The sequence below is a fragment of the Mycobacterium sp. 852014-52144_SCH5372336 genome, from assembly GCF_001665615.1.
Taxonomy (GTDB): Bacteria; Actinomycetota; Actinomycetes; order Mycobacteriales; family Mycobacteriaceae; genus Mycobacterium; species Mycobacterium neumannii_A.
Map to the genome: position 1 here is coordinate 172,651 of NZ_LZSW01000018.1, position 26,343 is coordinate 198,993.

A 26,343-nucleotide genomic window follows, 5' to 3' on the forward strand; every position below is an offset into this window, starting at 1 on the left:
TTTCCGGATTGGTCCGTAGGCGAAGGGATCGGCCGCTGATGGAAGAGCCGCACTGCGGGCAGGGGTATTCCGCGCTACCGCCGAGCAAGTTCGGTGCCGGCTACACGGTCGGGGACGGTGTCGCCGAGCCGTCACCGCCCGCATACGACAATCCGATGCCTTATCCACCGCAGGGGCACGAGCCTCCTCCGCCCGACTACGGCAACCAGGTGCAATACCCGCCGCCTCCGCCGGAACCGCCGGCGCCCAGTGCCGGGCCGTATTCCCCGATGCCGGGGCAGTACCCGGTGGTCGTCGCACCTGTCGGGTACCTGCCGGCGGCCAAGACCAACTCGATGGCCATCGCCGCGTTGGTGAGCTCCCTGGTATTGGCTCCGTTGGGCATCGTTTTCGGCCACATCGCTCTTTCCCAGATCAAGCGGTCAGGCGAAGACGGCAGAGGACTGGCTATCGCGGGGTTGGTGATCGGCTATATCTTCACGGCGATCCTGCTGCTATGGGTCCTCTTCTGGGCAATTGTGGTCGGAGCAGCGGTCAACGAAATCAACCAGTACGAGAGTGAATACTCCACATACTCGATGGCCGTGGCATCGCCTGTTTTCGGCTGACGATGGATGACTGCAGCGCTTTCGGTGCCGGCGACCGAGTGGGGTACCGAGGCGGGGCGGATGCCGTCATCCACATCGACTAGCTGGCAGCTTCTCGTATTAGCATCGGTTGCAATCGTTTCGGCGAGTTGCTCGCTCCATGTTGACGGCAAGACGAGCGTGGACATCCAGTCGCCATCAGCGCGATCGTCGTCGCCTTCCCCGGTCGCGCGGCCCCCCGGACTTACGTCGCTTCCCGAGCCCCCGACGGTCGACGTATTGTCCGCGAGCTTCGATGAGATGATTGGCTCCCTACCACCAGGAGAGGTCAGCGTCGCTCTGTTCAACGGACAAGAGGCCAGTTTGTTCGGTACCTGGAAGAGCGGGGCAGCGTGGTCAACGATCAAGGTTCCGTTAGCGATCGCCGCGATCAGAGTCGACCAGAGCTCGGCGGAGCCCCTGATGCAACGAGCGATCTCGCAATCCGACAACACCGCCGCGGACCGCATGTGGAACATGATCGGTGACTCTCAGACGGCTGCCGACGCGATGGAAAGAATCTTGCGTGAGGGCGGCGATACCGAAGTCACCGTTCAATCGCAACAAGTTCGTCCGCCGTACAGCCCCTACGGGCAGACCGATTGGCCGGCGGATCAAGCCGCGCTGTTCGCGTTCCGATTGCCGTGTATTGAAGGGGCGGGCCTCGTTGTTGAGCAGATGCACGCCCTCGGGGGCAATCAGCAGTGGGGCATGGCGTCGTTCGCCGATGTGGCGGCCAAGGGCGGTTGGGGGCCAGGACCCGATGGCGGATATCTCGTCCGCCAGATCGCACTCGTCACCAACCACAGCGGCACCTTCGGCGTCTCATTGGCGGCCAAACCCGCTGACGGCAGCTTCGATACCGGCACGGCCATGCTCGACAGTCTGGGTGCGTGGGTCGATCACCGGCGCGATGAGATCCCTGGTGGTCACTGCTGACATAAGGCCCTCGGCCAGGCTCTCGGAAAAAAATCGCCGATACGCGTACGGTCCGGGATTCGGCGCTCAGAATCGGCGTCTGGTGTCGGACATTGATACGAACTGCGGCACCAAAATCAGGTGGACGTGGTCGAATGCGGTTAGCTATTCGAAAATCGTCGTTCTTGGCGGCGGTGATGTCGGGTGTCTCCGTTCTCGGCTGACGTAGGGGAGTGTGGTGTTGCGGCTCGAAAGTGGCGCAGTGGTCGAGCTGGGTGTGGTGTTGGCGCGTGCGGGTGAGGGCACTATCTATGAGGTGGTTGGCCACGGTGATTGGGTGGTCAAGATTTTTCACCCGGGGTTGAAGGATCTCGGGGCCAAACGCGCGAAGGTGGCGGCGATGATTGCCTGTCCGCCCGAGGGGGTGCGTCAGGCCGATGGGTTTGTGGTGTTGACGTGGCCGCTGCACACGGTGACCGGCGATGATGGGGCGTTCGGGTATGTGATGCCGCGGGTGGATACCTCGAATGCGGTGGAGATTCATACGGTTAGCAATCCGTCGAACCGGGCCAATCCGTTGCCGTCGGCGCCGCAGTGGACACCGCATGTGACGTGGCACCATCTGGTTAATATCGCCGCGAATTTGTGTTTGGCGGTGGAGACGGTGCATCGGGTGGATGCGGTGATCGGGGATTTTCAGGAGCGCAATATTTTGGTCAATGACACCACTCGGGTGTCGTTGGTCGATTGTGATTCGATGCAGTTCACCGATGAGTTCGGTCACCAGTTCCTGTGTGGTGTGGGGCGCGCGGAGTTCACTGCCCCGGAGTTGGCGGGGTTGGATCTGTCGACGACGGCGCGGCAGAAGCCCTCGGATCTTTTCGCGTTGGCGGTTCACGTGCATCTGTTGTTGATGGCGGGGAATCATCCGTTTCTTCGGGGGCGCTGGACCGGTGGTGGTGAGCAGCCGGATGCCTTGACGTTGGCGAGGTCTGGGCAGTGGGCTGGTGGGCCGGGGTCGGCGTTGCACACCCATGCGTTGGCGCCGTCGGTGGATTTTCTTCCCGACGACATTCAGCGGTTGTTCGTGCGGGCTTTTACCGATGGGGCGCGTGATCCTTCGCGTCGTCCGTCTGCGGCGGAGTGGCGTGAGCATCTGCAGCGCGTGCGGGTGGGTTCGTGTGCGCGTGGGCATCAGATTCCTGTCGGGGCCAAGCGCTGCCCGTGGTGTGGGATCGAGGACATCCGTGCGGTGCGCCGCGGAGCTCGCACCACGACAACCATGGCGCCGCAGACCCCGATGCCGGTGACTGCGCCCCCAGCCCCGGCGAACACCCCGGCCGGAACGGTCGGTAACCGCAAGTGGCTGGCGGTAGCGGGCGCCGCAGCCGCGGTCATCGCCGTCCTTCTCGTCCTGATCGTGACCCTAGGACAGTCCGACACCGATCGGTCGTCGTCGACAGCGGGCTCCGGCTCCGGCTCCGCCGCGACTGCAGGAGACTGTGTACCGAGCTTCGGTGGGGCGTCGCTGCGGTTGACCGCGGCAGGTCTAGAGGCATCTGTTCCGATCAGCGCGAATTGCGATTCCGCACTGGAACTTTCCGGGCCGAACGTCGTCGTGACCGTCTCCGACGGGACCAAAGATGTGGCTGCGGGACGGTTCGACCTCGCCGCTGCACCGATCATCGTCGACGGTGTGGACGGTGCCGACCAACGCCTGATCTTTCCGCCAGGCATGTATTGGCGAACACCAGAATTGGTGCCTTCAGGTGTCACCGTCGACATGACCGGTTTCAGCTCAGAAGTGACGAGTAGGGCCTCGGGGTCAGGCGCGGTGACCGCCGCTCAGCCGATGCCTCCGATGCATGGAGACGTGCAAAGTGTCGCGGGGGCGGCGTTGACTGAACTGTCCGATTCGGATTATCCGGCGGTGAAGGCCAGCATGGCGAACCATTGGGTTCCCCAGATCAGTTCCAAACAGGTCGGGCTGTTCACCGACGGTATCACCTACCAGAACGCCGATATTCTGCGGAACCATCTGAGCTTGCGTCAGCAATACGACAGTGTCCGGTTGGTGTCTTCCAATCACTGGACTGTGTTCAAGGGGCCGAACTGGTGGGTGACGATGGTGGATGCCCCGTCGAGCGACGCGGCGATGGCCAACGGCTGGTGCGATGCGAAGGGCATCGATTCCTGGAACTGTCTGGCCAAGTTTCTCAGCGACACTGTCGGCCCGGAGGGGACGACAGCCATCCGGTGAACGCCGATCTCAGCGGGTGCAGGCCAAGCTCGGATCTTTGGTCACCGCCATCGTTCGCACCGCGTCATCGACACGCGCGGGGTCCAATTCACTTCTCTTGACCGCAGATTCCAGGTGGTCGAGCACTGCCGGAACTTCGTCTGTGCTGATCCACAATGCGGTGTCGGCGCCGGCTTGCAGTGCTTTGAGCACCGCGTCGGGCACGCTGTAGTGCTGACTGATGGCGCCCATGCTGGACAGGTCGTCGGTGAACACCGGCCCGTCGAACGGCGGACCACCGTAGTTCCCCTGTCGCAACAGCGAGTACGCGTCGCGTGACAAACTGGCCGGTTCGGTCCCGGTCAATCCGGGAACCTGCATGTGCCCGAGCATCACAGCGACAGGATGCTGCGTCGTCAACGTCTGATACGGGATGAGATCTGCCGTCATCAGCTGATCGAGAGACGGTGTAGTGACACCGTTTACGTGCGAGTCGCCGGACGCGCTCCCATGGCCGGGAAAGTGCTTGAGCACGGGCAGCAGTCCGGCCTCGCGGAGACCGTTCGCATACGCGCCGGCGTACTCGGTCACCACAGCGGGGTCAGCACCGAACGAGCGGTCACCGATCACGGTGTCGTCGGCCGCATCGGTCAGGTCGACAACCGGCGCGAAGTCGATCGTGATGCCGTACCGGCGCATCCTCTGCCCGCGTTCGAACGTCTTGCCGTACACCTGCTGTGCAGACAGACCCGAAGCCACCAACTGGCGGGGCGAATCCTGCCACCCCAGAAGCGAGCTCAGCCGCTGCACGCGCCCGCCCTCTTCATCGACGCTGACCGCCAGCGGAAGGGTCCGCTGCTCAGTCTGCAGGCTGCGCAGCTCACCGGATTCGAGCATGGTCAGGTCGGTCCAACTGCCGATGAAGATGCCGCCCACTCGGTGGTCCTTGACGACGGCGCGGGCGTCTTCGATGCCGGTCACGCCCACCATGAGCGTTTGAGCCAGCTTGTCGCGCAAGGACAGAGATGCCACGGTGTCATTGAGCTTCTGACAGCTTGACGCGGGCGGCACGGCTGCCTGAGAGGTGGGTGCGGTTGCGGGGGCTGCTGTGGGGGATGATGGTGGATTGTCCCGACTGAACAGGACCGCTGCGACGGTCAGCACCACCGTGACCACCACCGCCGCGATGGCGGGTTTCAGCACCGATCGGCCAGTCGGACTTTGCTGGGCTACGTCCGGCCGCGGCGATATCGGCGCGGCTTCACTCGCGGTCTGCCGGGACCGAGTCGCGGGGGCCGTTGGCCGTCTGCTGTTATCGGGTGAGCGAAGAGCGGCGACGAACTCACCGCACGACGCGAACCGGGCGGCCGGGTCGGCGTGGAATGCGCGGGCGAAGACGCCCTCGAGTCCGTCGACGGTGACCGAGGGACTCCGCAGCGGCTGGCTATCGAAGTGGCGGTGCCCGGAGGAGGTGGTGCGGAACGGGCGCGCTCCGGTGAGTAAATGAAACACCGTGGCGGCGAATGCGAACTGGTCGCTGCGACTGGTCGGCGCCGAACCTGCAAGCGCTTCCGGCGCTGCGTACGGGTCATTCTTCGCATAGGTGCCCGGCACCCGGTGACAGAAGTCGGTGAGCGCGATCCGGTAATCCTTCGAGAAGGGTTTGGACAACGGGATATTGGTGGGTCTCACCCCACCGTGCATGATTCCATGGGCTGAGGTCGCATCGAGGGACTCGGCGACGTGATCAGCGATCACGCAGAGGCTTCGGTGCGGTATTCCTGAAGCGAAGCGTTGCCGGAGGAGGTCTTGGGCCGTCACTGTGGCGATCAAATCGGTGGTGACCCACAACTGTCCGTCGCCCTCGCCGAAGTTGAGGACGGACGCAGTCGCGGGCGGCTTGAGTCGCATCAGCGCGTCGTTGGTACGGCGGAACAGTTGTCGAAATCCGGGATCGGCAGAGGGCGTCGCATCCAAGATCTTGATCCGCACGGTGCGACCGGACTTCATATGGACGGCCCGATAACTCGCTCCACCGTCGCCCGATCCGAGGAATTCGGCGATCGTGAACTCCGCGTAGCGGGCGCCACTGCTCAACGGCATGGAATCAGTCCTGGTGAATTGTGCATGGTGGCTGTTGCATTGTCGCGGACCGCCGACGTTTCACCGGGTGGGCCTTTCGGTGGTGGTATGCGTGAGCGCGGATGTCTGCGTTCACGTTGCTCGTCCCATTCTCGGGGAGTGACTCCGAATCTGGACGGTGTTCCGTGTCGGTCGATGGGACGAAATTGCGACGAAAGGGCTAGTTACTCGCCTCTAGGGTGGCTATAAAGGTGGTCTGGCTAGAACGACCGCTCCGCCGGAGATAGGACTACGACATGGCGATCAGTGGAGCTGATGTTGAGCAGCTACGTAGCGCGGCAACCCGGCTGCAGAACGGCGCGAACGCCTTGCAGGAGTCATCGAGGTTCCTCAGCGGCTTGATCAACAACGCCACCATATGGCGCGGTGCAGACGCCGAACGATTCCGCTCGCAGTGGACCAGTGTGTCAGTGCCAGGCATCACGCGAGCGGCCGATGCCCTCCGGCAGGGAGCGGAGGAGTTGCGCCGCAACGCGAATGAACAGGAAACCGCCAGCGGCGGTGGTGCCAATGGCGGGATCGGCACTCACGTCGGCGGACCGGCAAGCACACCTTCCTCAAGTTCCGACGGTGCTGCGTCCAACAATTCCGCGGCCGGGGGCAACTCGGAGAACGCCCGTGCGGCGACAGCCTTCGTCGACAAGTGGCAAGGCAAGATGATCGACCCCGATCGGTCCTATGGTGCGCAGTGCTTCGACGTCTTCCGCCAGTACAGCAATGAGGTGGTGGGAGCTCGACCGGGCATCGCGACCACCAGCATTGCGGCAGCAGACATCTACAACCACTACGACCGCAACGGGGTTTCCGAGTTCTACGACCGCATTCCCTTCGGTAAGGGTGACCCCCAGCCCGGTGACATCATCGTCTACGGCGGCAACAGCTACAACGCGGGCTACGGCCACGTCGCACTGATCACGGATGTCAACGGCGACAAGTACTCTGTGCTCGAGCAGAACTATGGGTGGCAGGACGGCATCAGCGGCAATGATCCGGCCAAGGTGCGTCCACATACGTTCTCGAACAAGGCCGATGGACCGATCCTCGGGTACCTGCGGCCGAAGTGATCGACCTCTTGACTCCTGGATGAACGACGCGTCGCCCGTCTTGTCAAATCGGCGCGAACCTCTCGCGGCTGGCGAAGAAGCCTCGGCCCGTGTGCAAATGGCGACACGTCACACCGGTGACCTCGGACAGGCAGCCATACTGGCCAACGATGAGCGCGGTGCCGTACGGCAGCACATTGGCCCGATACGGGGTCGCGATCCCGCCGATGCACAGCCCGTCCTGGGCGCCGGCGCTTGTGAGTTCGACGTATCGCGTCGCCCATGACAGATCGCAATCGGCTGGTCGCGGTGGCGGCGACGACGTGCGTTTGCTGATCTCGCACCGCAGGGGACCGTCGCCGGTGGACTCCCATGTGCAGGTGATGTTGCCACTCGGTGTATCGAAGTTGGCCGATCCCGGGAACCGCTGCAATGGACCGGACTCATTGATAAAACTGGCCATGTCATAGCCGTCCGGATCGGCCTGTCGTGCACCGGCGAACCGCTCCGAAGGAGCCGGTGGTGGCAGTGCGGTCACGGTCAACGGATGCGTTGTCCATGCCTCGGTCTCCGCGCGGTCGGCTGAGGTCGCGGACGGCGACCTGGGTTCTGGCGCAGTCGAGTTCGCGCACGCGGAGATAGTTCCGAGCAGGACGACGACGATCGATGCGCACGTCGCTACTTGACGGATTTTGCCCATGAGCGCCCCCCGTCCCTACCGTCGATACTTGGTCGTGCTGCCCGAGTTGTTGGTGTTGCTGATCACCTTGGCGTAACACTCATCGACGGGAATCGCTCGCGCATCGCACCAGCCGTTGGCCGAATCCGCATCGGAGAACGTCACTCCGGCCACAGTCACCCACCATCCGGCCAGATCGAAGGTGCGCCATTCGTCGCTCCACACCAGGCGCACCTCGGGATATTGCCCCCGCATCCGCAGATGCTGCTGCAGAATCTCACACGGCGACCACGTCACCATCCGGCCGTCCACATCGGGCGCGACGAGACCCGGTCGCTTGGAGGACAATTGGGCCACCCACCGATCCACCAACTGGGACTGGACAAACGGCCGGTCGGCGTCGACCTGTGTTCGTAATGCAGCCAAGGCGTCCTCATCGCTGCCGCAACCAGATACTGGCCCGCCCGGCTGATCCGGACGACTTCTGACCTCTGCTTGTCCGGTGGCGCTCTCGGCGCTCTGCGGCCCGTTGCTCGTCCCCTCGTCTTCGCAGTCGACCAACTCGGCACCGGATGCCTTTGACTGCGTGATGATCTCGCCGGACCCGGTGGGCTGGCCGGAATGCTCACCGAGGGTGTTCGGATGGCGCGAGAACATCCCTGGGCCGAATTCCAGTTGCAGCGTGGTGGGTTCGCTTCCTTCGCCGCCGACGACCAACGGATCCTGCGAGAAGTCGAAGACACCCGTGCAGATCAGGCCGCTGTTGTCTCGGATCGTGACGCGGAGCCGGTCGGTCGAGACTATGTCGCCGCCCGGGCAACGCGCCTTCACTTCCATCTTCACGAGCAGCGAGCCATTTTCGGCGCGGTACTCCACGGGTCGCATCTCCGGAGTGCGACCGCATTTGGTGATGAGGCCGCCCGATTCGTCGGCTTCGGAGGATGACGAAGCGCCGATACGACCTGGCGCGACAGAGGGACCACCCGTCGGCGGATAGAACGTGATGGATTCGCTTACGGCGTGGGCGAATCCCGATCCAGCGTTAGCGACCCTTCCTGCATCGTCGATGCGGCTCAGCGTCCACAGATCCTCACCGGTGGCGAGATCAATGGCGACGAGGTCACCGTCGGACGCAACCATGATGCGTTGTCCGTCAGACAGTTCGACATCGTACACTCGGTGGCGGCTAGTCCAGAGTTCCTCGCCGGTCTTCAGATCGAACGCCGCGAGTTGGCCGCCATCCAGACCGCCGAGCACCGTGTCACCGACAATGGTGCGCAAGTTGAGGTCTGTTCCCGAGGCGGTCCACATCTCTTCGCCGGTACGAAAGTTGTACGCGGTCCGACCGACGATGTACGGCAGTTCGGCCGATGGCTCCACCAGCCACGGATTAGCGACGTGAGCGTTGCCGTCGACCGTGTGTAGAACCTGCCCCTTGATGTTCATGATCGACGTGGTGACGGCGTCAGGATCTTGTGGACCACACCTTCGCCCGGTGAATCCCTGTGCGCCAAACACATTGAGGTCGGCGACCTCCCGTGCCACCAGCGGATCGCCCTCGGAGGTGCTGGCCACGACCACCCCGCCATCATTTCCGGTGTACACGACATCGCCGTTCACCCCGTCGAGGAGTGTGTCGCCCGAAGCCGGGCATCCTGCGCTCTCGGTCGATGTCGATGGATACTCTCGGCGCCAGTCGGCCTCGAGGTCGACGACGGTGCCGCGTGTGATGATCCGGACCATCTGATCGTGATCGAAAGCCATTGTGTACACGGCCGAGTCGTGAACTTCGACCGTCCGCACGTACTTGGACACCGCAATCTGATGGTCGATGTTGCCATCAGACATTCGAACGAAGGAGACCTTCGGCGTCGGACCCGAGTCAGTGCCGAACACCGCTTCTTTACCGACGCACGGCAACAAACCGTCGATCGTCGCGGTGGCACAGACGGGCTTGAATCCCACGTCGTCAGAAGTCCACCGGATCTGGCCTGACTCGGCGTCGACCGCTACGAGCGTCGCCCCGCGGTCGGTCTGCGGCAGGATCGCCGACGTGACGAGGGTGTCGTCGAGGTCGATGAACCCCGGCGTCTGATACTGATTCGACGTGGGATCGGGACGGACGAACTCCGCTCGGTCAAAGACCGTGTCGCCGTCCAGACGCCAACCGACCGCGGGCTTTTCCGGAAAGGTGCCCCGCAGTTGCCCGGCGACTGGACCGCCACTGCCGTCGTCGCCGCCTGTCAGCCGGTCGATCAACAGGTAGCTGCCGCCGAGGACCGCACCGACGACGAGCACGATCACCGCGATGAGCGCGATCGGTCGGCCATCCCGTGACGCGGGCTGCGGGGCATTCTCTGCTTCTGGACCCGCGGTCCAGTCTTCGGTCCAGAACTGCCATCCGGGCGGCGCCGGCGGCCAGGACGGATCCGGCACCCAGTCCGGGGGAGGATTCCACCCGTGCGGGACCTGCCAGCCGGGCGGCGGATTGAAGCCCATGGGCGGATGCTCCCACATTTGCGACGTAATGAATGTCGACCGTTCGGAGCATTCTCGTGCGCCGTCCACCGGTGGACGCAATGGAGCGGTCAGTTGCGGCGCACGCCGCTTTCGTCGGCTGGAGATGAGAAAGGCTGTGGATTGGCTAGTACTGGAAACCGCCACACGCTGGGCAGATGCGCACTATCCTCAGACCGCGAACACCCCACCATCACGCCGATGTCGTCCGAAGGGTGGACTGTTTGCGCCTGTCTCGCGTGAAAGTATTCAGGTTTGCTGGTCGTCGGACACGTGGCGCCAGGATCACGCCATCGGAAGTAGTGCTGGAGGGATTGGATTGAGTCCATCGGACTGGGCGCTTGAGCTCAATGACGAGAACCCGGACCCGCGAGTTTCCTGCGTGGTGCTGGCCGACGTGTCGGGGTCGATGCAGGGTGCGCCGATCCAGGCTCTCGAGCGCGGATATGCGGCGTTCACGCATTACCTCAACAACGATGTCCTTGCCAGCAAGCGCGTCGAGGTCGCCGTAGTCACGTTCGGCACGGTGGCCACCGTGCTGGTGCCGATGCAGGAGGCCCGGATGCTGCAGCCTACGCGGTTCACGGCGTCGGGCCGCACCAATATGGCCGCCGGCGTGCACCTGGCGCTCGACATCATCGAAGACCGCAAGGCTGCCTACAAGGCAGCGGGCCTGCAGTACTACCGGCCGTGGATTCTGCTTCTGACCGATGGCCAAGCCAATTCGGAGGGCTTCGACGCTGCGGTGCAACGGCTCAACGCTACCGAGGCGGCGCGCGGAGTGACCATCTTTGCCGTCGGCGCTGGTCCGTACGTGGACTGGCAGCAGTTGAGCAGGATGTCGCTGGAGCGCAGCCCCGCCCCGCTGGAAGGGTTGAAGTACGAGGAGCTGTTCGAATGGCTTTCGGCTTCGCTGAGCAACGTGTCGAACTCGACGGAGTTTGCCCGCTCGGACGAAGGCCTGGCCAACATGGGACAACAAATTGCTCTTCCGCCGCTGAGCGGGTGGGCCAGCGTGTGACAGCCCCCGACCAGGGCAGCGGCCGCCCCCGTGTTCGGGAGTGGGCTGTGTGCGGAGCCTCGGTCGCCGGCAGCGAGCATGTGCGACGAGGCCTGGGCTGTGACGACGCCTTCTCGTACGGCCATGTCGGTGATTTCATCGTGGCGGCCGTCGCCGACGGCGCGGGGTCGGTCTCGGGGACGTCCGCCTGGGGTTCCTACACCGCGTGCCAAGCGGTCCTGGAACTGGCGATGGACCCTGACTTCATCGGGAAGTTCAAGGTCGCATCCGCATCTGACGCCGACGCGATCATGCGGTGGCTGTTCCTCGGCGCCCGTGCAAAGGTGACCAACCAGGCCGAAACGATGGACCTGCCGGTCGCGCTCCTGTCGACAACCTTGTGTGTAGCGATCGCGGTGCCAAACCTGTTGGTAATGGCGCAGATCGGCGACGGCATCATCGCGTTGGAAAGTGACGACGGTATCGGCACCCACCTCATCGAGGAGAAGGACGAGTACGCCAACGCCACTTGGTTCATACAAAGCGACGAAGCATTCGAGAAGTCGTTCCGCGCGGCTGGCTATCTTGGAGCGACGGCATTCGCGCTGAGTACCGACGGAATGAGCTACAAGATCACCGATATCGGCACCGGGCAGCCATTCGAGCCGTTCTTCAAAGGTGCCTGGCAGAAAGTGCGCACCGGAGCCAGCGGCGCCGACTTCTCCTCGCTGCTGCGCGGTATCGAAGACGATCAGACCGGTGACGACAAGACGATGGTCCTCGCGGCGATGAATTGGGTCGACGACGCGTATTACCCGGCCGCGCAACCGGTGATCCGCATCGAAGTGAGTTCACCACCTCCGCCGCCGGTGCCTGTGCGTGAACCGCGGGACGAGGCGCTGAGGGCGCCACGGCCACCGGAAGCCGACGTAGCGCCCGTCCCACAGCCCAGGCTGCCCGCCGGGGAAGCGCCGAGTGAAGCGCAGTCGTCGGCTGACGAAGACACCGCGCCGGTGTCGCACCGACGCAGGTGGACCCGGCGCGCCAAGGATCAGGCGGCAGCCTCATCACGACTGCCGAAATCGAGCCGATGACAACGTCGCTCAGCACCAATGGTGCACCGATTCGTCTCGGCGCCGTGCTGGCCAGGGCCGGCGAAGGTGTGATTCACGAGGTAGTCGACCGCCCGGACGTGGTGGCCAAGGTTTTTCATCGGGATCTGAAGGACCTGGCGGCCAAGATCGCGAAGGTCGGCGCCATGATCGAAACCCCGCCGGACGGCATCGTCCAGTCCGACGGCTTCGTGGTGCTCACGTGGCCCACGGCGCTGCTGGATGAACGTGACGGCGCCGTCGGATACCTGATGCCGCGAATCGACACATCCGACGCCGTCGAGATACACACCCTGAGTAACCCCGCCAACCGGGCGAATCCGCTTCCGTCAGCGCCGGTTTGGACACCGAATGTGACGTGGTCGCACCTGGTCAACGTTGCCGCAAACCTGTGTCTGGCGGTGGAGACCGTGCATCGGGTCGACGCCGTCATCGGGGACTTCCAGGAGCGCAATATTCTCGTCAACGACACTACCAGGGTGACGCTCGTCGACTGCGATTCGATGCAGTTCACCGACGCATCGGGTCGGCAGTATCTCTGTGGTGTCGCAAGGCCCGAATTCACGGCGCCTGAGTTGGCGCGGGTAAACCTGGCCGTAACGGCACGGGAGAAGCCGTCGGACCTCTTCGCTTTGGCGGTGCACATCCATCTTCTATTGATGGCAGGCAATCATCCGTTCCTCAGAGGAAAGTGGACGGGTGGCGGCGATCAACCGGATGCGTTGACGTTGGCGATATCCGGGCAATGGGCGGGTGGGCCACGCTCTGCATTGCACACTCATGCACTGGCCCCGCCGATCACCTTCCTGCCCTACGACATTGAACGGTCGTTCGTCCGCGCTTTCACCGAAGGTGCTCGCGATCCCGAAGCTCGGCCGACCGCCACCGAGTGGCGCAACGCATTGTCCGGCATCCAGATCGGCACCTGCGCCCGCGGGCATCAGATTCCCGTCGAGGCCGATCCCTGTCCATGGTGTGTGATCGAGGACCAGCGCGCCGTTCGTCGCGCGAGGGCTTCACATCCTCCAGTCGGATCGCTGCCCGACCAAGTCATCTATCCGGCGTTCACACCGGACCCGCCCGCCCCCACGCCGGTGATGCCCGCGTATGCCGCTTCCGCGCCCAGCCAGGCGCCGCACCCAAAGGCGCCGCCTCCACCTGCCGCCGGTGGGCGAAGGAATTATCGACCGGTGGTGCTCGGTGTGCTCGGCGGGGCTGCCGCGGTACTCGCCGCGACACTGTTGATCTTTGCAATATATGGCGATTCGTCGTCGAGCAGCGGAGCGGCATCAGTGGGCGCCCAGCCGACGACAGATGTCGAGACGACGACGGAGACCACAACCGCCACGCCGACGACGACGGCGGTCGCCATACCGCCGGCCAACGCGAGGCCGTGCGGCAGCCCGGGGCCGGGTAAGTACACCCAGGCCGCGGTCGGGACGCTGGTCACGTCATGCCCGTTCGCGATCAGCGTCCGCGATGCCGTCAACGCCACCGACCGGCCGGGGCCTAGTGTCGTGAACGCTTACAGCCCAGTGACCAAAAAGTGGTATCCGATGACCTGCCTCATGGAGGATGTACTGACATGCCGGGGTGGTGAGGATGCGGTTGTATATCTGTACTGAACGCGTGTGGAACGAGTCGGAAGGTTCCTGATGACGAATGACAACGAGCCGACGTGGGGTGCCGGCCTGCCGGGCGCGTCGCCAAGCGAGCCGACGATTCCGAATCAGCGCTCAATGCCGGTGACCGGTAGTGGCTCGTCCAGGCCGACGACGCCCCACAGTGACTACCACCAGCAGGCGGCGCAGCGTTATGGCAGCCAATCGGTCCCTCAACAGCCCCCGGTGATGCCTTACCCGGCTGCGTATCCCGTCGTCTCACCGACCGGATACCCCGTCGTTCCGCCGATGGCCCTCCCTGCTGTTCCGACCGCACCGCTCGTCGGTGGCGGGCAACCGCACCCCGTCTACCCGCCGGTAGCACGGGATTCATTCATCATCCGGCTGATGGAAAAAGGTGTTCAAGGCGGGTTGTTCCGCCAGCCGTGGTTCCACGATATGCGGCAGCGCAACGCAAACGCGTTCGTCTACATCAGTTTCGTAGTGGGGTTTGTGGCCAGCATCGCGCTCTCGTTGATCCCGTCGAGCTTCGTGGTCACGGTGTTCACCACTTTCTTGTGGGTTGCGATCGGTTACCTGTACTTGGCGCTGGGCACGAAACTCGGCCACCAGTTCCTGTTGTTCGGGATCTGCCTCGTCGGCGGGTTGGTGATGGCGTTTCGTGTGCTGTCGGCGATCGTCGGGTTGGCAGGGTCGGGGTATTACTATGAAGACCCTGCCGTGCTGATGGTCGTCCTGCTGGTCAATCTCGTCGGCGTTGCAGCAGCCGTTTATGTCGGAATTCAAGTTCACCGCGGCATTCAGCGGATGTCTCAGCCATGAAAAGTGCGGGCTGGCGACACAACTGGCGCGGTGTCCGGTGACGGATAATCCGGGTGGTGAAGGTCCGGTCTTGCCGCCGAGTCGTTTTGGTGCCGGATTCAGCGTCGGCGCGGAGGACATTCCCCAGAGTTACCCGGCTTTTCCGGCTCCAGAGCCGCCCCCTCCGTCAGGCGTTCGATATCCGGCCCCGCCGCCGCCCGCTATGCCGGGGCAATATCCATCCCAAAATCAATACCAGAGTCCATACCAACCACTCGTGAATCCGTACCCCGTGGTGATGCCCGTCGCCTACGTCCCGGCGCGCGGAACAAACGGCATGGCGGTGGCCTCGTTCATCTGCTCGTTGGTGCTGTGTCCGCTCTTCTTTCTGGGCATCATTTTTGGGCATATCGCCCTGTCCCAGATCGCGCGCACCGGCGAAGATGGCCGCGGTCTTGCGATCGCCGGCTTGGTGATCAGCTACGTCTGTGCGGCGTTCGTGGTGTTGTGGTTCCTCGTGCCATTCTTCGGATTCGCACTGCTGTAGAACGAGCTCTACGGCACAGTTGCTTTGTCGCCACACTGTCGGTCACTACCGACTGCACCTACCGGGCTTGACCTCGCCAGGAAGTCAATAGGTCGCCGGCGCCGCATACGCGGTGGCGCGTTGACACCACCGGTTCGCCGAACCTGACATCGCCAGCAACAGAACCACGATGGCAAGCACAAAGGGTAGTGCGACCTGCGGCAGGTACGTCGTGGCGAAAGCATCGCCGAGCTTGGCCCCGGCGCTCACCGACCTGACCACGAGGATCGTCTCGTAGCCGTTGACGGCGACCGTCAGCAAGCTGCCCAGTATCACCATCACCCGACCCATCGAGCTCCGAGTCAGCAGCAGTATTCCGCCGAGGAGCAGCAGCGGGACCACGACGCAGCGGGCGATGACCGCGGCGACTGACCCGTAGTACCAGCCATCCGCCCCTCTGGCAGAGAGTTGGCCGAGCGTGCTGAACATGTACTTGACGGCTTCCCAGCCGTCAATGACGACCCAGCCGTACCATGCTGCGCCGATCAGACTCAGGATCGCTGCCGTGATAGCTGCACCACCCGAATTGCCGGGCGTTACCGATGCCAGGGCCCGAGCCCCGGCAGAGAAGGGGTTCGAATATGAACTGGCGGTGGGGAATTGCGGTGGCGCCACAGGGTCCGGGATCTGATACGCGCTGGAGTACGGATCGGGTAAGGGCGCCTGATAGGCGGCCGTCTGCCCGTAGGGGTCCGGGGCGATTGGATATGCCGATGGCGCCGCTGGCGGCGGCGGCGGTGACGGTGGTGGAGTGTGCGTCTGGCGTAGGGCGTGGGGCTGGCCCGGTTCACCGTAGGTGGTGCCGGCTCCGAATTTGCTCGGCGGCAACTGACTGGACATGTCTCCCCTTCGTCACGCGTCGTCTGACGTCGCTCGATTGCAGGCCCTGAGATGCGCCAACGTATCACGTTGCGGTAGGCGGCGCGGCCCGTTCCTGGCTATGTCGGCCGAACGAATGACGTGTTAGCTGCAATCCTGACGACAACCAAGTCAGCCAGTCGGAGGAGAAATCCGGAGCGAACGTTTCCAGTGATGGCGCAGAGCTGTCGGCTGGCAAATCGCGCTAGTGCGCAGACGTGCTGCGCGCGCCGCTGACGAGGTCGGTGTCTTGAAGGATCTGCGGCTTCCTTGGCGAAACTGCCCTATCGTGACGACCATGCCTGCGCCCGAATTCGAGGAACCTACGAAGCTCTTCAGCCGACGCAGCGCACTTTGGCTCACCGGCGCGGCGGGGCTGGGCTTCGTCACCAGCGCCTGCGCGAGCGGCGGGACCGAGACGACCGCTGCAGGGCCGACAGCTTCTTCCGCGCCGCCGGTAACGGCAGCGCCACCACCGCCCAGCGCCGCGCCCGCACCCGCGCCGACGGCGGTCCCGGCCACCATGCTGTGCCGGGAATCGTGGGGGGCGCTGCCACCGCTGCCCGGCGGCCGGCCACACACCATCACCCGCATGACGATCCACCACACCGCGGTGTACCTGGGCGACAACAGCAATGCACCCGGACGGTTGCGTCAACACCAGGCCTTCCACCAGAACCAGCGGGGCTGGATCGATATCGCCTATCACGTCAGTGTCGACCGCAACGGAAACATCTACCAGCTACGCACACCCGAGATCGCCGGTGACACTGCGACAAACTACGACCCAGCGGGACACTTTTTGGTTCTGTGTGAAGGGAACTTCGACGAAGAAGACGTCAGCGAGGCTCAGCTGCATGGCGCTGCACTCGCTTTCGCGTGGGCCGCCGACCGATTCAACGTCTCCAGCGAAACGCTGCGGGGCCATCGCGACGCCTCGCCGGACACCGCGTGTCCGGGCGAGCATCTGTACAGCTATGTCACCTCAGGTGAATTGAAACGCCGTGTCGACGAGCTGCTCGCAGCGGGCGGGGTTGATTTGCGACAGGTCTGCGGTCCCGAAGCCGCCGGGGTGGTCGCGGCGATCGAGGCAGGCACACAGCCGCCTCCGCCGTGACGGTCAGCACGGGATGATGTACTTCGGGTCGGTGGTGGTGTCGAGCCATTTCCCATATGCGCCGCCGCCAGCCCGCCGCACTGCGGCACAGACATCGGCTTGGGTACGGCCTGCCGGACGGTACACGGCGTAGATCGGGGTTCCGTTGTCGCTCATCTGACGCAGCGAGGGGCATGAATGGTCGGTGCGCAGGTAAGACGCGCCTGGAAATCTGTTCAGGGCGCTTTGAATTTCCGCGTCATACCTTCCCGGTGTCACTGCGTTGCTCAGAACTACGATTCCCATACCGTCGCAATTGGGTTGGCTGATCGGAGTGTTCACATTGAGCGCAACGCGCGACGCATCAGGACGAGGGACCGCAGTTCGACTGGTTGTCGTGGTCATCCGGCCGCTGGCCCTTGGAGAATCGGCGGTAGTCGACGACCAGGCTGTGCGTGTAGTTGTCGGCGTCGCAGTGGTATCGCCGGTCGAATTGGTGACGATGGCGACGAGCCCGACGGCCAGCGCCGTCGCGCCGACTCCGGCGGCGGCAAGCAGCGGTGCGCGTCGGTTGCGCCTTCCCGTGACCGAGGGGGGAGGGGTGGTAGCGTAAGTTGTTGTACCACTGCGATATCCGGCGCGGTCAGTCGCGGGCGTGGCACTCCCGACCTGGTAGGCGGTTTGAGACGCCCGATTGCCGGCCCACTGATTTCTGCGAACAGTACGTTCATCGTCGATAATGCACCATGGGCACCGCGACGTCTCGATCGGAACTTGATGTCCACGAGGGCAATTGGTTACCCGGACGGCGAGCAACGCCTGCCGCCACTCCGCAGCCGTCGGACGGGCATCGGGGTTGCCGGCGCCGTCGGTGAACGCCCGAATGAAGAGTGCCTGTAGCTGGCCCGGCAAAAAGTCCACCGGTGGCGCGAGCGGATGCGAGTGCAGTGCCGATCCCGGGCCGCCGGCCCACTGCCCTGTCTTGGCCAAGGTCAAAGCATCTGGCTGCTCACCGCCGCCCATCCAGGTGCCACGCTGGAAAGGATGATTTCCGCCCATCAAGAGCTGATGGATGTGTACGGCCAGCGCGAAAAGATCCGAGGGTTTGCGTCGAGCGGTCGTTGCCAGATTCTGGCCGGCGAGTTCTGGAGCGGTGAATTCGGGACGACCTACGCCGCAAAGGAATTGATTACCGCTGTCATCGGTGAACTGCATTGAATCACAGTCGACCAGGGTGACCCGCGTGGTGTCATTGACCAGGATGTTGCGTTCCTGGAAGTCGCCGATGACCGCGTCGACCTTATGCACCGTTTCCACGGCCAGGCACAGATTCGCGGCGACACTCACCAGGTGAAACCAAGTGATATGCGGTGTCCACTGGGGCGCCGAGGGTAGCGGGTTCATTCTGCCGGACGGATTGCTCACTGCGTGGATCTCGACGGCGTTGGATGTGTCGACACGGGACATCATGTAGCCGGAGCTGCCGTCACCGTCGACGACATGCAGCGGCCATGTGAGTACCACGAAGCCATCAGACTGCATCGCGTTGTCCGGCGGAGACGCCACCATGGCCGCCACCTTGGCGCGCTTGGCGTCCAGGTCCTTGAGACCAGGATGAAAAATCTTGGCCACCCGGTCCGGCCGGTCGGCAATCTCGTAGATGGTGCCTTCGCCGGCACGCGCCAGCACTGCACCCAGTGTCACGACGGAACCGTCATCGACGCGCAGCATTAACGTCACCATATTCCTTCGGCACTACCGGCACGCATCCCTTGCACCCATAGCTTGCTGCTACGTACAGTTTCGCAGGTTGGGCTTGAGGCGGGGACATGGCGGAATCGCGTTGGAGTGAAGGCGGGCGGTGTCGTACGAAACGAGGGCGTTGAACCCACCGGATATGTTCGTTCAGCAGATCTTCCACCCATCTGCATTTAGCAGAATTTCTTCTGTTGTCGTTGTAGTTTCGCTGCTATCGCGATGCTGCCTAGTCAAGTCCGCGGTGGCCTCGTTGCCGTTGACCACCACGTTATCGACAGTCATCGTCGCGGCGTCTTGGCGTCTTGGCGTCTTGGCTCGATCTCCTCGCGTCGCCAACTTCTACGCGGTTCACAGTAGGACTCTGCATAAGCGTTGGAGCCGCCCCTGTTCCAAGCATCGACACTTTCCTGGACTACCGCTCGGGTTTGGTCCTCATCAGTCGATCCAGCGGGCTGGCCGGAGCACCCCTGGACTGTCATCAAGGTGACGGCCAGAACCGTAAAGAAGCTATGTGCGGAACGGCCTTTCGGGACGGTCGCGGCACTGAAAACATCGGGAACTCCTTTCGGTCCGATACGTTGGTGCGCTCGAAGAGTGCCACTTGTTTCAGGCGGCGGAAGTAGGTTGCTGGCCGAACTGCCGGTGATAGTTCGATGTGACCGGCGGCGGGGCAGAAAGTCAAGGCGACTACGAGTTTACTTTGAACGGGAGTTCGGCATGGTAGTTGCCACCGTCCTCCGGGGCTATGTCGAGTACGTATGTGTAGTCGCCAGGAGTGTAGAGTTTGAATTTCCAGTTACCGCCATATGCGCAGCCGCCGAGTCGTTGGGCGCGTTCAACCACCACATTGCCCTGATCGTCAAGGACTTTCGCGTTTTCGTGGCAGTAATCTGCGAGACCCTTTCCGTCTGTGGTCTCCCACCTCAGAATGAGGCTGACATACCAACGCCCATTGTCGGTCAACTTGTGTCCAAGCGCGAAGTGATTCGGTCCGATCTCGGTACCGGAGTCGTCTGCATTGTGAGGCTTGACGATGATCGGTTGGAGGGTCGAGGCTTGTGCATGCGCTTGGGACGCAAGCGGAAGTGTCATGATTACTGCGAGCGCTGCGGCGGCGTAGCGAGCTGCTACCGGATGCGATCCCAACCCGCGCGCATTGGGGCGTCTTGCAAACAAAGTGTTCCTCCTGGCCTCTGGGGTGCCGGTGAAGCCGTTGGACGAACGGTAGCCATCCCGCCCAGAGTGGATGCCACATTCTTGGTATTTCGTACCATCGGCGGACAGCTCGTGTGCCGGTAGCATAGGCGGTCGGCTCGTCCCCGGCCGCGTGTGCTGGTTTGACAGCATCGACATGTGAGACTGGTCGCGTCCTCGGGGCCAACTAGACTGACCGGGTGACATCAGGATCTCCCCGACCCGTACTGGTTGTCGATTTCGGAGCGCAGTATGCGCAGCTGATCGCCCGACGGGTCCGCGAGGCGAGGGTGTATTCCGAGGTGATCCCGCACACCGCCAGTGTCGAGGAGATCAAGGCGCGCGACCCTCAGGCCATTGTGCTGTCCGGAGGGCCTGCGAGTGTCTACGAGGACGGCGCCCCGCAACTGAACGCGGAGCTGTTCGACCTCGACGTTCCGGTGTTCGGAATCTGCTACGGGTTTCAGGCGATGGCGCAGGTGCTCGGCGGTACCGTCGCGCGGACGGGAACCCGTGAATACGGCCGCACGGAGCTGAAAGTCACTGGGGGAGAGCTTCATTCGGACCTGCCGGCTACCCAGCCGGTATGGATGAGCCACGGCGACGCGGTCACCGAGGCGCCCGACGGCTTCGAGGTGGTGGCCGCCAGCAGCGGTGCCCCGGTCGCGGCGTTCGAGCATCGCGGCCGCCGGCTGGCGGGTGTGCAGTACCACCCGGAAGTCATGCACACCCCGCACGGCCAGCAGATCCTGAACCGCTTCCTGCACGAGTTCGCGGGGATCGACTCGACATGGACGCCTGCCAACATCGCCGACGCGCTCGTCGAGCAGGTCCGTGAGCAGATCGGTGAGGGACGGGCGATCTGCGGGCTGTCAGGAGGCGTGGACTCCGCGGTGGCCGCGGCGCTCGTGCAACGCGCCATCGGGGACCGGTTGACCTGTGTGTTCGTCGACCACGGGTTGCTGCGGGCGGGGGAGCGGGCCCAGGTGCAGCGCGACTTCGTCGCCGCCACGCACGCCAACCTGGTCACCGTCGACGTCGCCGACCGGTTTCTCGAGGCGTTGTCCGGTGTGACGAATCCCGAAGGCAAGCGCAAGATCATCGGACGGGAGTTCATCCGGGCGTTCGAAGGGGCGGTGCGGGGGCTTGTCGAGGGCGGCGGTCCGGACGTCGAATTCCTGGTGCAGGGCACTCTGTATCCCGACGTCGTCGAGTCCGGCGGAGGGTCGGGTACCGCCAACATCAAGAGCCACCACAACGTCGGAGGCCTGCCCGACGACCTAAAGTTCAAGCTCGTCGAACCGCTGCGGTTGCTGTTCAAAGACGAGGTCCGGGCGGTGGGTCGCGAGCTCGGCCTGCCCGAGGAAATCGTTGCGCGGCAGCCCTTTCCGGGGCCGGGGCTGGGTATCCGGATCGTCGGCGAGGTCACTGCCGCACGGCTGGAGACGCTGCGTCGCGCCGATGCGATCGCGCGCGAGGAACTGACCTCCGCCGGGCTCGACAACCAGATCTGGCAGTGCCCCGTCGTCCTGCTCGCCGATATCCGTTCCGTGGGTGTGCAAGGTGATGGCCGGACCTACGGGCATCCGATCGTGTTGCGCCCGGTGTCCAGCGAGGACGCCATGACGGCCGACTGGACACGCGTGCCGTATGAGGTGCTCGAACGCATATCGACCCGCATCACCAACGAGGTGGCCGAAGTGAACCGGGTCGTGCTCGACGTGACGAGCAAACCGCCCGGCACCATCGAGTGGGAGTAATTCTCAGGACTCGTCCGTGGTTCGGGCGTCCTTGTCGATGACGTCGCCCAGGATCTGACCGACCAGCGACTCGATCGTCGACTCGATCGAGAACGCCAAGGTCGCCGATACCGCGGATACCGCCTGCGTGCGGAAGCGCACGAGCGTGGTGACGAGTTCGGCGATCTCGGTATCGGGTGGCAGCGCGGCGCCCGGATTGATGCGGTGCAGCACCTCCTCCACGCCCGCCTGCACCAGGATTGCGCTGATCTCGTCGAGCAGCGGAGCGATGCGTTCGTGCAGGTCGATCAGTTTGTCGGTGGCTACGCCGTATTGCCGGATGTCGTTGAAGGCCTCGATGAGCCTGGGCCGAACGATGACGGCCTCCCCGTCTTCCAGCCTGATCACCCCGAGTCCGACCATCCGGTCGAAACCGGAGTCGTCGTCCACCAGTCGCCTGGCATCGACGACGCTCATGCGTTCGGGCTTCTCGGTCGCCCAACTGCCCGCGATCGCGGACTCCAGTCCGAGGATTTCGCCGACACCCTTGCCCTGTTCCCAGGCCGACAGCATCTCGCGCACATGGGAGATGTTGTAGCCGCGGTCCAGCAGTGACGTGATGAGCCGCAACCGGGTCAGATGGGTGTCGTTGAACAGCGCGATGCGGCCCACCCGCAGCGGTGGATGCAGAAGGCCACGGTCGCGGTACACCCGGATGTTGCGAGTGGTGGTGCCCGCCAGCCGGGCAAGCTCCTCGATGCGGTATTCACCGGACTCGCCGACGCCGTGGGGCTGCACGGCGGCGGCGAACAGTTGCGAGACGGCCGTCTCGACGACGTCGCGGGAACCACGGCGCACGCGTTGGGGTGCGCGCCGAAGGCCGTTGAGAATGGCCGAGATCGGTCCCGCTTGTGGTCGCGGCTGTCGTGATGTCACATCAGGCCGCGACCGCGAGGTAGTCGTCCAATCGGAAGTCCCGCATCTGTCGAAGATACTGGGTCGCAAATCCCGGGTACATCGACGCGTTGAACCCGTCGGCCGTCAGGTACCAACTGTTGCAGCCCGACATCCAGGTGGTCTTGGTCAGCCGCTTCTGGATGCGTTCGTTGTAGCGCTGCTGAACGTCCTCGCGCACATCCAGATAGCGCACGCCCTCGCGGAGAACGGTGGTGATCGCTCGCACCGTGTAGTCGAGTTGGCCCTCGACGTAGACCAGGAGCGAGTTGTGTCCCGGTCCGGAGTTCGGGCCCGTCATGAAGAACAGGTTCGGGTACCCGTGTGCGTTGACGCCCTTGTAGGCCTGAGCCCCACCTGCCCAATCGTCGTTCAGCGAGCGGCCACCGACCCCGGTCACTTCGAACGGCGGTCCGGTCAGGTGAACGTCGTAGCCGGTGGCGAAAACCACACAGTCGAGGTGATGTTCGATGCCGTCGCTGGTGCGGATGCCGACCGGGCTCATGGTAGCGATCGGCCAGTCGATCAGCTTGCAGTTGTCGCGCTGCAGCGCCGGGAAGTAGTCGCTGGACATCAACATCCGCTTGCAGCCCGGGGTGAAATCCGGGGTGAGCTGACGGCGCAGCCACCGGTCTTTGACCTGCAGCCGAAGATGTGCCTTGCCCAGCCTGGCGACCAGCCCGGTGAGCGGGGTGTCCCACACCAGCGCGGTCGCGGTCAGCTCGTGACCCCAGAACAACGCCTGGCGTGCGATCTCGTGCAGCGCAGGAACTTTCGCGAACAGAGCCTGCGCCGCGGCGGGTGTGGCGATGTCCAGTCGCGGCAGCACCCAGCCCGGTGTGCGCTGGAAGACCTTCACGAAGTCGGCGCGCTTGACCAGTTCGGGCACGATCTGCACCGCACTCGCACCCGTGCCGACGACGGCGACCCGCTTGCCGGCAAAGTCGTAGTCGTGATCCCACCGCGCGCTGTGGATCTTGTGCCCGGCGTAGCTGTCCAGGCCGCGGATGTCGGGCCACTTGTGGTCGGCCAGCGGCCCGGATGCCAGGACCACGGTGCGCGCCCGAAAAGGCCCGCGTCCCTTCGCGTCGACCGTCCACACACCTTCGGCCTCGTCGAAGTGCAGCCCATTCACTTCGACTCCGAACCGGATGCGGCGACGAAGCCCGAAATCGTCGACCATGTCCTCGATGTGGGCGCGGATCTCGTCGCCCGGCGAGTACGACCGTGACCACCTGGGGTTCCTGGCGAACGAGAACGAGTACAGCAGCGACGGAATGTCGCATGCCGCACCAGGGTAGGTGTTGTCGCGCCAGGTGCCGCCGACCCGGTCGCTGCGCTCGAGGACGACGAAGTCTTCGACGCCGGCCTCGGAGAGCCTGATCGCCGCGCCGATGCCGGTGAACCCGGCGCCGACGATCACCACGTCGTGGCTGCTCATGTCAGGCCGCCGGCTCGTGGGTGACCTCTCTGACCCAACTGGGCACCGACGGCAGCAACGGTCGCGGATACCGGTCGGAAAGCCACACCATCGAATTGGCAAGTAGATGGTAGGGATGCCGCGGGTTGGTGACGACGCCGGCGTAGCGTCTTAGGAAGCGGTACGTCGGCACCCGGTTGGTGTGCTCACCGCGATCGCCGAGTTCCTTGAACCTCTTCACCGCCCGGTACAACCGCTCCGGCTCCATACCCATCGCGACGATCTCGTTGCGGATCCGGTTGATCAGCGGTGCACCCATCACCGCGCCGATGATCAGGCCCGGAGTGGCGTTATGGCCGACGAAGTCGATCAGCAGCCGGCGTATCTGGGCGTGTCCGATCATGTCGAGCACCTCGAAGTCGACCACGAGATGGCGGGACTCGTCGTTGTTGATCTTCTCGAAGACCTTGTGGCAGACCGGATCATGCACCTCATCGAGCAGGAACTTCAGCAGTGCGCCGTCAAGGGCGACCTCGAGCATCGGGATGACCGTGCCGAGCAGCGACAGCGGCATGTCGTCGGCCCAGCGGTCAAGCCAGTCGATGGCCAGGCGGATGTTGACGTTGGGTTCGGGCACCTCACCGTCTTCGAGCATGCCCCAGCGCTTCATCAGTGCCAGTTCGGCATTGGCGTGTCGTTGCTCCTCGGCGTGAAAGTAGCGGTAGATCTCCGCGATCGTCGGGGTCGGCGCCTTCTTGGCCAGCGCCGCGAACCCGCGCGCCCCGATGTTCTCGATCCAGCACAGGTCGGCCATGAACGCCTTCAGTTGCGGGCGCTGCTCGTCGGTGATCAGCTCGGCACCCGGTGCGTCCCAGTCGATGTCGGCCAACGCCCACTGCCGGTCCTTGATCTTGACCAGCATCGCGTCCATGTCGATTGCCATTACGCCTCCTAGAGGGTGATGCGGTTGGTCAAGCCGACGGCTCGCGTATACGCCGTCGGGGTGAATCGTTTGATGCCCCAGCCGATTCGGGCGTCCGGCTGCGGCATGCAATACAGCCCGCCGCGGTCGAGGGTGTCCAGGCAGGCGCGGGCCACCCGGTCCGCGGAGAAGCCGGTCCAGCGCATTAGCCGGTCGGCCATTTGGGTGGACTTGGCCGAGATGCGCCCGAATTCGACGATATTGGTCTTGACGAACGTCGGGCACAGCGCGGTGACATGCACGCCCGTGCCGCTCAACTCGGCGGCCAGGGTCTCCGAAAGCGACAGCACCCCGGCCTTGCTGACGTTGTAGGCCGCCATCCCCGGCGCCGCACCAAAGGCTGCGGCCGAGGCGACGTTGATGATTCCGCCGTAGCGTGCTTCGCGCAGGATCGGGGCGAATACGTGGCAGCCGTGGATCGGGCCCCACAGGTTGATGTCGAGCACCCAGCACCAGTCGTCCAGGGTGGTCTCGCCGATCGGCAGCCCACCCGCACCGACCCCCGCGTTGTTGATGACCACCGTCGGCGGACCGCCGAACCAGCATCGTGCGGCCTCGGCCAATGCGACGACGTCATCGATCCGGCTGACGTCGCAACGCATCGAGGTGGCTTGCCCGCCACGGTTTTCGATCTTCTCGGCGGTGGAGCGGGCCGACGCCTCGTCGATGTCGCTGCACACCACCCGGCCACCGCGCTTGGCGAGTTCGACGGCGAAGGCGGCGCCGATACCGCTGCCCGCGCCGGTGATGACGGCTGCTGCGTAGCGGCTGCGCTTGGGTCCGAAGATCATCTCGTCACCCGCCGGCCGGCTCTTCGTTGAGCACTGTCTCAGTGCAACACCGATTGGTGACATTTGTCAATGTCATCAATTGGTGATGTCGGAGAATCCGCGGGCCGCCGAGCGCACGGTTGTTCGCGGTCCCACTCGAAGTTTGCGTAAACAGCCGTGCGCTCGATGAACCGACCTTGGACGCCCGAAGCCGCTTGACGCTTGTCGGTGGCTGGGTGTTTACTCGAGATATCGAACATACATTCGAACAACTGGTGAGTCAGACG

The 26,343-nt window shown here is 64.0% G+C and carries 21 protein-coding genes and 1 pseudogene; 11 read left to right on the forward strand and 11 right to left on the reverse strand.

The genetic code is table 11. From position 1 onward, the window contains the following. Positions 1–38 precede the first annotated feature (38 nt). The 3 genes from A5759_RS26265 to A5759_RS26270 all read left to right on the forward strand — a co-directional run bounded on the left by A5759_RS26265 (position 39) and on the right by A5759_RS26270 (position 3,804). Positions 39–608, forward strand: coding sequence for a DUF4190 domain-containing protein (locus A5759_RS26265; protein WP_068193696.1), 570 nt, complete (start codon positions 39–41; stop codon positions 606–608). Positions 609–866: 258 nt separating this feature from the next. Then, a complete protein-coding gene (locus tag A5759_RS03310) occupies positions 867–1,565 on the forward strand; it encodes a hypothetical protein (protein WP_156616786.1) in 699 nt (232 codons plus the stop codon). Between the two features lie 241 nt (positions 1,566–1,806). Beyond that, a complete protein-coding gene (locus A5759_RS26270; RefSeq protein ID WP_068193700.1) occupies positions 1,807–3,804 on the forward strand; it encodes a hypothetical protein in 1,998 nt (665 codons plus the stop codon). 9 nt (positions 3,805–3,813) lie between these two features. Here A5759_RS26270 and A5759_RS26275 read toward each other — a convergent pair whose 3' ends face one another. Together A5759_RS26275 and A5759_RS26280 are read right to left on the reverse strand one after the other, a co-directional pair. Next, the gene (locus A5759_RS26275; RefSeq protein ID WP_068193942.1) at positions 3,814–4,971 is read right to left on the reverse strand and encodes a glycoside hydrolase family 3 N-terminal domain-containing protein; all 1,158 of its coding nucleotides are present in this window, start codon (positions 4,969–4,971) and stop codon (positions 3,814–3,816) included. Positions 4,972–5,082: 111 nt separating this feature from the next. Continuing rightward, positions 5,083–5,886, reverse strand: a pseudogene (locus A5759_RS26280) (serine/threonine-protein kinase); the annotation flags it as partial. Positions 5,887–6,161: 275 nt separating this feature from the next. Between A5759_RS26280 and A5759_RS03325 the strand changes: the two are divergent. Next, positions 6,162–6,989: a CHAP domain-containing protein gene (locus tag A5759_RS03325; RefSeq protein ID WP_068193703.1), complete on the forward strand. Its 828-nt coding sequence runs from the start codon at positions 6,162–6,164 to the stop codon at positions 6,987–6,989. Positions 6,990–7,032: 43 nt separating this feature from the next. Here A5759_RS03325 and A5759_RS03330 read toward each other — a convergent pair whose 3' ends face one another. Together A5759_RS03330 and A5759_RS03335 are read right to left on the reverse strand one after the other, a co-directional pair. Then, complete coding sequence (locus tag A5759_RS03330; RefSeq protein WP_156616787.1) at positions 7,033–7,506, reverse strand: DUF6636 domain-containing protein; 474 nt, start codon at positions 7,504–7,506, stop codon at positions 7,033–7,035. Positions 7,507–7,683: 177 nt separating this feature from the next. Next, a complete protein-coding gene (locus A5759_RS03335; RefSeq protein WP_197505937.1) occupies positions 7,684–10,146 on the reverse strand; it encodes a PQQ-binding-like beta-propeller repeat protein in 2,463 nt (820 codons plus the stop codon). A 400-nt stretch (positions 10,147–10,546) separates the two neighbouring features. Between A5759_RS03335 and A5759_RS03340 the strand changes: the two genes are divergently transcribed. The 5 genes from A5759_RS03340 (at position 10,547) to A5759_RS25810 (ending at position 15,246) form a co-directional block, all read left to right on the forward strand. Continuing rightward, on the forward strand, positions 10,547–11,185 hold the full coding sequence (locus A5759_RS03340; protein ID WP_231984523.1) for a VWA domain-containing protein: 639 nt from the start codon (positions 10,547–10,549) through the stop codon (positions 11,183–11,185). Between the two features lie 47 nt (positions 11,186–11,232). Further along, positions 11,233–12,258, forward strand: coding sequence for a PP2C family serine/threonine-protein phosphatase (locus A5759_RS03345; protein WP_068193710.1), 1,026 nt, complete (start codon positions 11,233–11,235; stop codon positions 12,256–12,258). Next, positions 12,255–13,901 carry a hypothetical protein gene (locus tag A5759_RS03350; protein ID WP_068193950.1) on the forward strand — a complete coding sequence of 549 codons (1,647 nt, stop codon included), beginning with the start codon at positions 12,255–12,257 and terminating at the stop codon, positions 13,899–13,901. Before A5759_RS03345 ends, A5759_RS03350 begins: the two co-directional genes overlap by 4 nt. A gap of 114 nt (positions 13,902–14,015) precedes the next feature. Further along, a complete protein-coding gene (locus A5759_RS03355) occupies positions 14,016–14,720 on the forward strand; it encodes a hypothetical protein (protein ID WP_156616789.1) in 705 nt (234 codons plus the stop codon). A 256-nt stretch (positions 14,721–14,976) separates the two neighbouring features. After that, a complete protein-coding gene (locus A5759_RS25810) occupies positions 14,977–15,246 on the forward strand; it encodes a DUF4190 domain-containing protein (RefSeq protein ID WP_068193716.1) in 270 nt (89 codons plus the stop codon). Between the two features lie 84 nt (positions 15,247–15,330). On the opposite strand, the gene A5759_RS25815 is transcribed toward A5759_RS25810, so the two are convergent. Then, entirely contained in the window at positions 15,331–16,125 is a 795-nt protein-coding gene (locus A5759_RS25815) for a hypothetical protein (RefSeq protein ID WP_156616790.1), read from the reverse strand. A 316-nt stretch (positions 16,126–16,441) separates the two neighbouring features. On the opposite strand from A5759_RS25815, the gene A5759_RS03370 reads away from it, so the two are divergent. Next, complete coding sequence (locus A5759_RS03370; RefSeq protein WP_231984524.1) at positions 16,442–17,260, forward strand: peptidoglycan recognition family protein; 819 nt, start codon at positions 16,442–16,444, stop codon at positions 17,258–17,260. A gap of 3 nt (positions 17,261–17,263) precedes the next feature. Here the strand turns inward: A5759_RS03370 and A5759_RS03375 are convergent, their stop codons facing one another. Beyond that, positions 17,264–18,970 carry a protein kinase gene (locus tag A5759_RS03375; protein ID WP_068193722.1) on the reverse strand — a complete coding sequence of 569 codons (1,707 nt, stop codon included), beginning with the start codon at positions 18,968–18,970 and terminating at the stop codon, positions 17,264–17,266. Positions 18,971–19,684: 714 nt separating this feature from the next. Continuing rightward, positions 19,685–20,089 carry a hypothetical protein gene (locus A5759_RS03380; protein WP_068193724.1) on the reverse strand — a complete coding sequence of 135 codons (405 nt, stop codon included), beginning with the start codon at positions 20,087–20,089 and terminating at the stop codon, positions 19,685–19,687. 302 nt (positions 20,090–20,391) lie between these two features. Here A5759_RS03380 and guaA point away from each other — a divergent pair, with 302 nt between their 5' ends. Beyond that, positions 20,392–21,951: a glutamine-hydrolyzing GMP synthase gene (gene guaA, locus A5759_RS03385; protein WP_068193726.1), complete on the forward strand. Its 1,560-nt coding sequence runs from the start codon at positions 20,392–20,394 to the stop codon at positions 21,949–21,951. A 3-nt stretch (positions 21,952–21,954) separates the two neighbouring features. Here the strand turns inward: guaA and A5759_RS03390 are convergent, their stop codons facing one another. The 4 genes from A5759_RS03390 to A5759_RS03405 are packed head-to-tail and all read right to left on the reverse strand — an operon-like array spanning position 21,955 to position 26,077. Beyond that, positions 21,955–22,866, reverse strand: coding sequence for a MerR family transcriptional regulator (locus A5759_RS03390; RefSeq protein ID WP_068193729.1), 912 nt, complete (start codon positions 22,864–22,866; stop codon positions 21,955–21,957). Between the two features lies 1 nt (position 22,867). Beyond that, positions 22,868–24,325, reverse strand: a complete 1,458-nt coding sequence (locus A5759_RS03395; RefSeq protein WP_068193733.1) for an NAD(P)/FAD-dependent oxidoreductase — start codon at positions 24,323–24,325, stop codon at positions 22,868–22,870. A gap of 1 nt (position 24,326) precedes the next feature. Next, positions 24,327–25,247, reverse strand: coding sequence for a reductase (locus A5759_RS03400; RefSeq protein WP_066849263.1), 921 nt, complete (start codon positions 25,245–25,247; stop codon positions 24,327–24,329). An 8-nt stretch (positions 25,248–25,255) separates the two neighbouring features. Next, positions 25,256–26,077 carry an SDR family NAD(P)-dependent oxidoreductase gene (locus A5759_RS03405; RefSeq protein ID WP_156616792.1) on the reverse strand — a complete coding sequence of 274 codons (822 nt, stop codon included), beginning with the start codon at positions 26,075–26,077 and terminating at the stop codon, positions 25,256–25,258. Positions 26,078–26,343 lie beyond the last annotated feature (266 nt).